Below are 8,866 nucleotides of genomic sequence, written 5' to 3' on the forward strand. Positions count from 1 at the left end.
TGGGGGAGATGCAGCCGGACTTCACGGGGGCCCCTGCCCCAAGCTGGCCTACGAACCGGATCGAGGTATCCCTCGAAAGCCGTTGAAGCCGAAGACATGAAGGAGGCTAATCCGAATTACCTTGGCGCGCAATAAGAACTCTTATGAAACATGGCTCTTATTATGATTTTGCTGCAAGTGCGAAAGGGTATATCGTATACCAGAGCAGCTGAACTCTGAAATTCTTGAATTCCACTGTATCGCGCCAGCTCGCTTTCTGCGGCGGTGCAGCAATCACTCCCACTCAAGCTCATGATAGGCGGCGATGGCGTTGCGCGGATTGAACTCGGCGAACAGCGCCCATCGCTCGCGCTGGTCCTGTGCGGCGACCTCGGGAGCCTCCGCCATCGAACCGCCACGGGCGATAAGCGCCCGCACGTCCTCGGCGAGCCTTGCGAGATAGCCACGCTCGGCACGGCTTGATTCGGGCCATGCGACGCTCGCCGGGCCATGGCCGGGAACGACGCGCGGCGCCGGCTCCGCCGCCAGCCGATCGAGCAGGGCGAGCCATCCGCGCAGGTTTCCGTCGAGCGTCGGGACATGGCCGACAAACAGCAGATCGCCCAGGACCCAGGTGCCCGTCGTCGCGTCGCGAACGGTGAGGTCGTTGTCCGTATGCGCCGTGGGATGCGCCTCGAGCAGCAGTTTCCGGTCGCCGAGGTCCAGTTCCATGCGGTCCTGGACGAGCAGGTCCGGGAGCACGATGCGCGTGCCTTCCGCGAGCGGGCCCAACAGCCGATTCGCCTGGTCGAGATAGGTCTCCGACCGCACCGAAAGAGCGCGCGGCATCTTGTGATGCGCGACAAAGCGCGTCCCGGCGGCCTCGAAGGCCGCATTCCCCAGCGTGTGGTCGGGATGCATGTGGGTATTGATGACATAGCGGATCGGCCGATCCGTCACCTTGCGGACCGCCGCCAGCATATGCGCGCCCGCCAACCGGCTGTTGCCGGTGTCCACCACCGCCACCGCCTCGCGCCCGACGATGAGCGTCATGTTGGCGATGGCGCCCTGGTTGGCTGGCGCCACCAACTCGTAGGGCGCGCGGAAGACATGGACGCCTGGCGCGACCTCGTCGAGCTGCAGCGCTTCGTCTGCCGCCGACACCGGCGGGACACAGCCCAGAACGCCCGACGCCGCAGTGGCGCCGAGCGCGAGAAGGCTTCGTCGATCAAGCTGGAAACCGGCGCCCATGAGGAGGTCTCCCCACCCGCCGCCGCAGCGGCAGGCTACTTCTTGGTGCCGTCCGCGTTGAAGCTTCCGAGATAAGCCTCAAGGTCGGCGCGGTCGGTTTCCTTGGGCAGGCCGGCAAACACCATCTTGACGCCGGGCATGAAGGCCTTCGGATTCTCGAGATACTTGCTGAGAATCTCCGCGGTCCACACGTCGCCCTTGGCGTTGTGCTCTTTCAGCGTGTCGGAATAGTTGAAGCCCTCGACCGCGCCCATCTTGCGGCCGATGATGCCGTTCAGTTCGGGGCCGACCTTGTTCTTCGCGCCCTCGCCGATGGCGTGGCAGGCCATGCACTTCTTGAAGACGTTGGCGCCCTTGGCGGGATCGCCGGCCGGGCTCTGGGCCGAGGCAGCGGCAGTGCCCAGCACGAGCAGGGCGGCAGAAATAACGAAGCGATTCATGGCGTCCTTCCAGGCAGTTTCAGTTCAGCACGCCGTCACGCGCGGCGCTTGAATTACAGCGCAAACCATAGCGCCGCAATTAGAATGATCCTAGGCGCAGAAAGGTCCAGTCCCCGATATCGGAATTCGCGGCTGCATTTCGTCGCGGGCGACACACGTGGAATTGCCAGGGCCCGAACGCCATCTTCCGCCGTTGCGCCAGCGCTTTCCGATGGAACATGTCCTTCACATGCGACGACCCGATCGGGGCGAGCTGCCATTGTCGGGCGGCCTCGTCAGTCGGCGGCGATCCGTGCTTCCGCGCACAATGTACCGACATGGACCATCTGCCATGCCGCCCAGCGCTCGAACTCGGACCGAAACGCCGACGCCGGACGCACGCGCCCGTCCCCGTCGATCTCAAACCAGCCATTCGCCTCCGCATCCGCGAAGAGATTGCCGATATGCGCCGGCGAGACACCAAACCGTTGCGCAAGGGCGCGTCGGGAGAGCGGCTCGGCCGGTTCGCCATCAAGATCCCGGGCATAGTGAGCCGCCATGATCGCGGTGAGCAGGGGATAGCCGCAATCGCGCCGGGTGAAGTGCAGCACGCCGGGAAAGGCATGCAGGAGCGTGCCGTTGGCCAGCACATGGGCCGCTGACCGATGGATGAGCGACCCGAGCCGATCCGGCGCCGCCAGCCGGACGGCGCGGTCCCGACGGCCCTCGATTTCGTCCAGCGCCCGCACGAAGAGAAGCAGTGATCGCCCGATCTCGGCGATCGTCGCGGCGGCCGGCCGGAGCCGCTTGATCCGCCGATCCGCCGGATCGCTCTCGATCTCGACGAAGCCGCCGAGCTTGAGCGCGGAAACGAGCCCCGCGGTGTGGCGGGGACTGGAGCCGACAAGTGCCTGCAACGCCGACAGCGTGGGCGCCGCCCCGCCCGCGTCCCGCCAGGCGTAGTAATTGTGGATCAGCATGTAACAGACGACGTAGCGCCCGAGCTGGTCGAACATCTTCAGGATCGGCCAGTTGGCGGACGGCGACCGCGCCATGTCCCGGCAGTAGCGGGCCAGCGCGGGACGGAAATGTTCATGCGCCAGAAGCTGCCCCGCCGCCTGCACGAAAGCCTCCGGCAGCACCTCGGCGCCCCGCTCCGTGGGACCGGCGTCACGCGTTTCCGGGTTGCGTCTCGGCACGGGCGTTCGAAACCTGCAAAGTTTGGGCTGCGGAAACGAATCTTCCCTCGTAGAACTACATATATGGAAGGGCTGGGGAACCAACCGTGGGATGCGTCGAGCCTCCGGCGGCGGTTCGTTGCGGATGTCCCGGCTCCTCCTCCCTTAACCCGCCGAACCCGTTGAGGTTGCGGCGCATTGCGAGAGGACGCCATGTGTGACGCCAACAGACTATGTGACGACCACAAGCTCTCCCCTTCCCGCCGTGGCTTCCTGAGTGCAGGAGCCGGGGCCGCAGCTTCCATGGCATTTCTCGGCGGCTTCGCTCTGCCGGCATTCGCGCAGACCGATTCGACGATGCCCGCCCCCAACGCCATCAGCCCCGACGAGGCGCTGAAACGTCTGGTCGAAGGCAATGCGCGCTATGTCGCCAACGCTCCCCGCGTGCAGGATTTCTCTGCCGGCCGAGCGGCGCGCACCCAGGCACAATATCCGTTCGCGGGTTTGGTGAGCTGTGCGGATTCGCGCGTCGCCCCCGAACTTGCCTTCGATCAGGGGTTGGGCGAGTTGTTCGTCGTCCGCGTCGCCGGCAATTTCGTCAACCAGGACGGTCTTGCCAGCCTCGAATATGGCGTCAAGTTTCTCGGCGTCCCGCTGATCGTGGTGCTGGGGCACTCCAATTGCGGCGCCGTCGATGCCGCCATCAAGGTGGTGAAGGACGGCATCACGCTGCCGGGCCACCTCCCGGAACTCATCAGCAACATCAAGCCGGCGGCCGAGATCGCCCTCAAGGAGAAGCCGGACAACCCGCTGCCGACGGCGATCACCGAGAATGTCCGGTTCAACGTGGACAAGCTCAAGAAATCCACGCCGATCATCACCGAGTTCATCGCCAGCGGCAAACTCAAGGTCGTCGGCGGCGTCTATGATCTGGCGACCGGCAAGGTCGCGCTGGTCTGACAGTCGGTTACCACCCGGCGCGGCCCTTCTGCACGCCGCAGCCCGAGGTTCGCCGTGCGCAAAAAACCTCCCGGGAGCCGAGGCCACCGGGAGGCTTGGTGGCGATAACTGCCGGGGTTCACCACGCCGGCAGGATCGCGCCCTTGAACCGGGTGTCGAGGAAGGCTTTCACCTCATCGGACTGATAGGCCTTCACCAGCTTGACGATGGCGGGCTTCGTCTCTTCGCCGGCGCGCACCGCGATGAAGTTGCCGTAGGGGTTGTTGGTCCGGCTCTCCTGCGCCAGCGCGTCCTTACGCGGGTCGAGCTTGGCGTTGAGCGCGTAGTTGGTATTGATCACCGCACCGTCGAGGTCGGGAAGCTGCTTGGGCAGCAGCGCGGCATCGAGTTCGTGGAATTTCACCTTCTTCGGATTGTCCTTCACGTCGAGCACCGTCGGCAGCAGGCCCCGGCCCGGTGCCAGCGTGATAAGGCCGTTGGCCGCGAGCAGGTTCAGCGCGCGGCCGCCATTGGACGGATCGTTCGGGATGCCGATCTGCGCGCCTTCGGGCAGATCCTTGAAATTTTTCAGCTTCACCGAGTAGAAGCCGATCGGCTCGACGATGGTGAAGCCGGCGGGGGCGATCTTGTAGCCGCGGGCGGCGATCTGCCTGTCGAGATAAGGCTTGTGCTGGAAAGCATTGGCATCGAGGTCGCCGCGCGAGAGCGCCTCGTTCGGGAGCGTGTAATCGGAGAAGGTGACGATCTGGATGTCGAGGCCGTCCTTCGCGGCGACCTTCTTCGCCACCTCGGCGATCTCCTCCTCGTCGCCGCCGATGACGCCGACCTTCACCTTGTCGGCGGCATGGGCAGGAAGCACGGCGGCGGCGGCGATCAGCGCGCCAAGGGCGGCACCGAGCCAGCGGGCGGGAACGGACATTGGGTCTCTCCTCGGAATTTGCGAAGCGCCGCACGGCGCCGGTCGCCCTACATCAGAGGGCGGCGACAAATTAATCTAGTGAATTTATGGAATACTAGATATGCATATTTGTTATGCAACTTGCGCACATTTCATGCAGCACCCTTAGGGGGCACCCGACCGCGAATAATCTACCAGCCCACTTGACAATTAACGTCCCGCTGATAAATGTCAGTCTTATCGGACGGTACCCATCGCCCCGATCGCGGAATTTGACACCCGGCAGCTTGCACCGCGTCATCAATGCTAAAGCGCCACGAGCGACGTCGTGGTCGGGCAATGAGCTTTAGGAGCTGAGCCATGACCATGTGTTGTCGATGCCCCAAACGGCCCTGAGCCGTATCTCTCCGCCTTATCGCTGAGACTGCCGGCCGCGCTCTCGCGCGAGTACCGGCTATTTGGGACCATCAAGATGAGCTCCGTGTTGTTCGCGGGCGCTGAGGCGCCGCGCTTTTCCGACGAGATATTCACCAATGAGCCGACGCTGGACGAGATCTTCGCCGATCCGCTGGTCGGCCTGATCCTGCGGCGCGACCGGTTGACGCCCGGCACGGTGCGGGCCCAGCTCGACCGCGAGCGCCATCGCCTCGCCGGGCGCGCCGGTGCGCCGGCCCTGCGGCGCGCCGCCTGATCCCCTCGCCTCATCGACGCTGGACATCATGCTTCAGGACATTCTCACCTCGGGCGTCTCCACGCCCCTCCTCCGCCAGGCCTCAACCGGCGGCGCGTTCCCGACCGGAGCCCACGCTCCGGCAGGGGACGCGGCATCCTATCGCGCGGCGGGCAGCGGTGGCGCGTCCATCGTGCTCGACAGCGTCTCGAAGACCTTCCCGTCGCGCGGCAGCGATGCGGCGGTCGCGGCGCTGAAATCGATCTCGCTCAGCATTCCGGGCGGCGAAATCTACGGCATCATCGGCCGTTCGGGCGCGGGCAAGTCCACGCTCATCCGCACCATCAACGGGCTGGAGCCGCCGACCGAGGGCCGGGTGATCGTCGACGGGATCACCATCAACCAGCTCGACGACGCTGCGCTGCGCGCGGAGCGGCGCAAGATCGGCATGATCTTCCAGCACTTCAACCTGCTCTCCTCGCGCACCGCCTTCGCCAATGTGGCGCTGCCGCTGGAGCTGATCGGCGTGCCGCGCGCCGCGCTGCGCGAGAAGGTGCTGGGCCTGCTCGATCTCGTCGGCCTGTCCGACAAGAAGGACCGCTATCCCATCGAACTGTCCGGCGGGCAGAAACAGCGCGTCGGCATCGCGCGGGCGCTGGCGACCGATCCGAAAGTGCTGCTCTCGGACGAGGCGACCAGCGCGCTCGATCCCGAGACCACCCGCTCCATCCTCGATCTGCTGGCGCAGGTGAACGCCCAGCTCGGCGTCACCATCATGCTGATCACCCACGAAATGGGAGTGATCAAGGAGATCTGTCACCGCGTCGGCGTCATCGAGGCCGGCAGCATCATCGAGGAAGGCCCGGTGCACGAGGTGTTCGCCCATCCGCGCACGGCGACGGCGAAGTCCTTCATCGGCAGCCTGCCCGGCCGCGAGGTACCCGCTTCGCTCGCCGGCCGCCTGCGCGAGGACCCCGCCGGCGCCAGCCAGACGGTGCTGCGCCTCACGCTCACCGGCGTGGCGGCGAACCAGCCCGTCGTCACCCGGCTGGGGCGCGAACTCGGCATCGACGTCGTGCTGCTGGGCGGCCAGATCGACAGCATCGGCGCCCACCCCTTCGCGCTGCTCTATGTCGGCGTGCCGACCGGCGCGTGGCGCAGCGGCGGCGTCTCCGCTGCCCTCGCCACAGAGGATGTCACCGTGGAGGTCGTCGGCCATGTTGTCTGATCTCATCTCCCCCGCGATCCTGAACCTGATCGTCGATTCGACGCTCGAAACGCTCTACATGGTCGCCGTGGCGGCGCTGATCGGCACGCTCGCCGGCCTGCCGCTCGGCATTTTCCTCGCCACCAGCGGCAAGGGGGAGCTGTTCGAGGCGGTGACGGTGAACCGTGTGCTCGGCGTGGTGGTGAATGCCACGCGCTCGACGCCGTTCATCATCCTCGTCGTCGCCATCATCCCCTTCACCCGCCTCATCGCCGGCACCTCCATCGGCACCACGGCGGCCATCGTGCCCCTGTCGCTCGCCGCCACGCCCTTCATCGCCCGCATCGTCGAAGGCGCGATACGCGAGGTCGACCAGGGGCTGGTGGAAGCCTCGCTCGCCATGGGCGCGACGCCGTTGCAGATCGTGCGCAAGGTGCTGATCCCCGAAGCGCTGCCCGGCCTCGTGCTCGGCGTCACGCTGGCCATCGTCAGCCTGCTGTCCAACTCCGCCATGGTCGGCGCGGTCGGCGGCGGCGGGCTGGGCGATCTCGGCATCCGCTACGGTTACCAGCGCTTCATGCCCGAGGTGATGCTGCTCGTCGTCATCGTCCTCATCGTCCTCGTTCAAGCCGTCCAGTCCCTGGGCGAAACGCTGGCGCGGCGGGTGAACCGCCGCCTGCGCCGCCACTGATTTCCCTGAAGCTCCGGAGATTTCCGATGTTCAGCCGCACTCTCCTTGGCGCCCTCGCACTGCTCGCAGCGACCGGCGCGGCCTCGGCCGAAACCATTCGCATCGCGGCCACGCCCGGTCCGCATGCGCAGATCCTGGAGGCGGTGAAGCCTGTCGCCGCCGCCAAGGGTCTCGATATCAAGATCCTCGAATTCTCCGATTACGTGGTGCCGAACCAGGCGCTCGACGCCGGCGAGATCGAGGCGAATTCGTTCCAGAACCTGCCTTATCTCGACAACCAGAAGAAGGATCGCGGCTACAGGATCGAGCCGGTCGCGCTCACCGTGAACTTCCCGCTCGGCGTCTATTCGAAGAAGTGGAAGAGCTGGGATCAGCTGCCGAACGGCGCCACCATCGCCATCCAGAACGACCCGACCAATGGCGGGCGGTCGCTGCTGCTGCAGGACAAGGGGGTGATCAAGCTGAAGGAGGGCGTGGGCTTCAAACCCACCCCGCTCGACATCGTCGAGAACCCGAAGAAACTCAAATTCATTGAGCTGGAAGCCGCACAGACGCCGCGCGCGCTGGACGATGTCGACGCGGCGGCGATCAACACCAATTACGCCGTCTCCGCCGGTCTCGATCCGGTGAAGGACCCGATCCTGCGTGAGAACGCCAAGGGCCCTTACGTGAACCTCATCGCCGTGCGCGCCGGAGACACCAACAAGCCCTGGGTGAAGACGCTGGTGGAATCCTATCACTCGCCGGAGGTGAAGGCGTTCATCGCGGAGACGTTCAAGGGCTCGGTGCTGCCGTCGTGGTGAAGAGGGTTCCCTGAAGCCTTCCCCCTCCCCACCGGGGAGAGGTGGACCGCGCAGCGGGCCGGTGAGGGCTCTAGCGATTGCGGAGCGGCGAGCCCCCTCACCCCAACCCTCTCCCCCACTGGGGAGAGGGAGTTCGGATGTCACGCTACCAGCGGTGCGACCGCCGCGCCCAGCAGCGCCGCCGCCTCGCGCGGGCTGAGCCGCACCTGAAGGCCGCGCTGGCCGCCATTGATGTAGACGAGGTCGTGCTCGACCGCCTGCGCCTCGATGGCGGACGGCACCTTGCGCATCTGCCCGAACGGACTGATGCCGCCGACCTTGTAGCCGGTGATGCGCTCGGCCTCAGTGGGCTTCATCATCTGTGCCGACTTGCCGCCGAAGGCACTGGCGAGCTTCTTCATCGACACTTCGTGGTCGGACGGCACGATGACGCAGACCGGCTTGCCGTCCACCAGCGCCATCAGCGTCTTCAGCACGCGCGCCGGGCTCTCGCCGATCGCCTCGGCGGCCTGCAGGCCGATGCGGTCGGCATTGGGATCGTAGTCATAGGTGTGGACGGTGAAGGCGATGCCGGCATCCGACAGCGCCTTTGTCGCCCGCGTGACCTTCGACATCTCGCTCCCCTCGCCTCGTTCCGCCGCCCCCCTTCCTAAGAGAGGCAGGAGGCGGAACGCAAGGAGAGGCCCGTCAGGGTTTTTGCTTCTGAATTTCGGTGGTGATCTCGGGGGCGAGGGCGAAGAGGTCGCCGACCAGGCCGAAATCGGCGACGGCGAAGATCGGCGCTTCCTCGTCCTTGTTCACCGCCACGAT

General features: G+C 65.8%; 10 protein-coding genes and 1 pseudogene. 5 read left to right on the forward strand and 6 right to left on the reverse strand.

Annotation, left to right across the window (positions count from 1 at the left end; translation table 11 throughout):
- Positions 1-273: 273 nt before the first annotated feature.
- The 3 genes from ACO2RV_RS09100 to ACO2RV_RS09110 all read right to left on the reverse strand — a co-directional run bounded on the left by ACO2RV_RS09100 (position 274) and on the right by ACO2RV_RS09110 (position 2,848).
- Positions 274-1,230, reverse strand: a complete 957-nt coding sequence (locus ACO2RV_RS09100; protein WP_423292035.1) for a quinoprotein relay system zinc metallohydrolase 2 — start codon at positions 1,228-1,230, stop codon at positions 274-276.
- 35 nt (positions 1,231-1,265) lie between these two features.
- Positions 1,266-1,670: a c-type cytochrome gene (locus ACO2RV_RS09105; RefSeq protein ID WP_423292037.1), complete on the reverse strand. Its 405-nt coding sequence runs from the start codon at positions 1,668-1,670 to the stop codon at positions 1,266-1,268.
- A 275-nt stretch (positions 1,671-1,945) separates the two neighbouring features.
- Positions 1,946-2,848 (reverse strand): hypothetical protein, encoded by a 903-nt coding sequence (locus tag ACO2RV_RS09110; RefSeq protein ID WP_423292039.1) that lies wholly within the window; start codon positions 2,846-2,848, stop codon positions 1,946-1,948.
- Between the two features lie 192 nt (positions 2,849-3,040).
- On the opposite strand from ACO2RV_RS09110, the gene ACO2RV_RS09115 reads away from it, so the two are divergent.
- A complete protein-coding gene (locus ACO2RV_RS09115) occupies positions 3,041-3,787 on the forward strand; it encodes a carbonic anhydrase (protein WP_423292041.1) in 747 nt (248 codons plus the stop codon).
- Between the two features lie 118 nt (positions 3,788-3,905).
- On the opposite strand, the gene ACO2RV_RS09120 is transcribed toward ACO2RV_RS09115, so the two are convergent.
- Positions 3,906-4,706 (reverse strand): MetQ/NlpA family ABC transporter substrate-binding protein, encoded by an 801-nt coding sequence (locus ACO2RV_RS09120; RefSeq protein WP_423292043.1) that lies wholly within the window; start codon positions 4,704-4,706, stop codon positions 3,906-3,908.
- A gap of 451 nt (positions 4,707-5,157) precedes the next feature.
- Here ACO2RV_RS09120 and ACO2RV_RS09125 point away from each other — a divergent pair, with 451 nt between their 5' ends.
- Genes ACO2RV_RS09125 through ACO2RV_RS09140 form a run of 4 tightly spaced genes read left to right on the forward strand, consistent with a single transcriptional unit; the run spans position 5,158 to position 8,056 of the window.
- On the forward strand, positions 5,158-5,376 hold the full coding sequence (locus tag ACO2RV_RS09125; protein WP_423292045.1) for a hypothetical protein: 219 nt from the start codon (positions 5,158-5,160) through the stop codon (positions 5,374-5,376).
- A gap of 25 nt (positions 5,377-5,401) precedes the next feature.
- Positions 5,402-6,583: a methionine ABC transporter ATP-binding protein gene (locus tag ACO2RV_RS09130; protein ID WP_423292075.1), complete on the forward strand. Its 1,182-nt coding sequence runs from the start codon at positions 5,402-5,404 to the stop codon at positions 6,581-6,583.
- Between the two features lie 4 nt (positions 6,584-6,587).
- A complete protein-coding gene (locus tag ACO2RV_RS09135) occupies positions 6,588-7,253 on the forward strand; it encodes a methionine ABC transporter permease (protein WP_423292077.1) in 666 nt (221 codons plus the stop codon).
- A 26-nt stretch (positions 7,254-7,279) separates the two neighbouring features.
- Complete coding sequence (locus ACO2RV_RS09140) at positions 7,280-8,056, forward strand: MetQ/NlpA family ABC transporter substrate-binding protein (protein ID WP_423292047.1); 777 nt, start codon at positions 7,280-7,282, stop codon at positions 8,054-8,056.
- Between the two features lie 140 nt (positions 8,057-8,196).
- Here ACO2RV_RS09140 and ybaK read toward each other — a convergent pair whose 3' ends face one another.
- Positions 8,197-8,670 carry a Cys-tRNA(Pro) deacylase gene (ybaK, locus tag ACO2RV_RS09145; protein WP_423292049.1) on the reverse strand — a complete coding sequence of 158 codons (474 nt, stop codon included), beginning with the start codon at positions 8,668-8,670 and terminating at the stop codon, positions 8,197-8,199.
- Positions 8,671-8,743: 73 nt separating this feature from the next.
- Positions 8,744-8,866: pseudogene (locus tag ACO2RV_RS09150) on the reverse strand (electron transfer flavoprotein subunit alpha/FixB family protein); the annotation flags it as partial.

This window comes from Ancylobacter sp. VNQ12 (assembly GCF_049445835.1).
GTDB lineage: Bacteria > Pseudomonadota > Alphaproteobacteria > Rhizobiales > Xanthobacteraceae > Ancylobacter.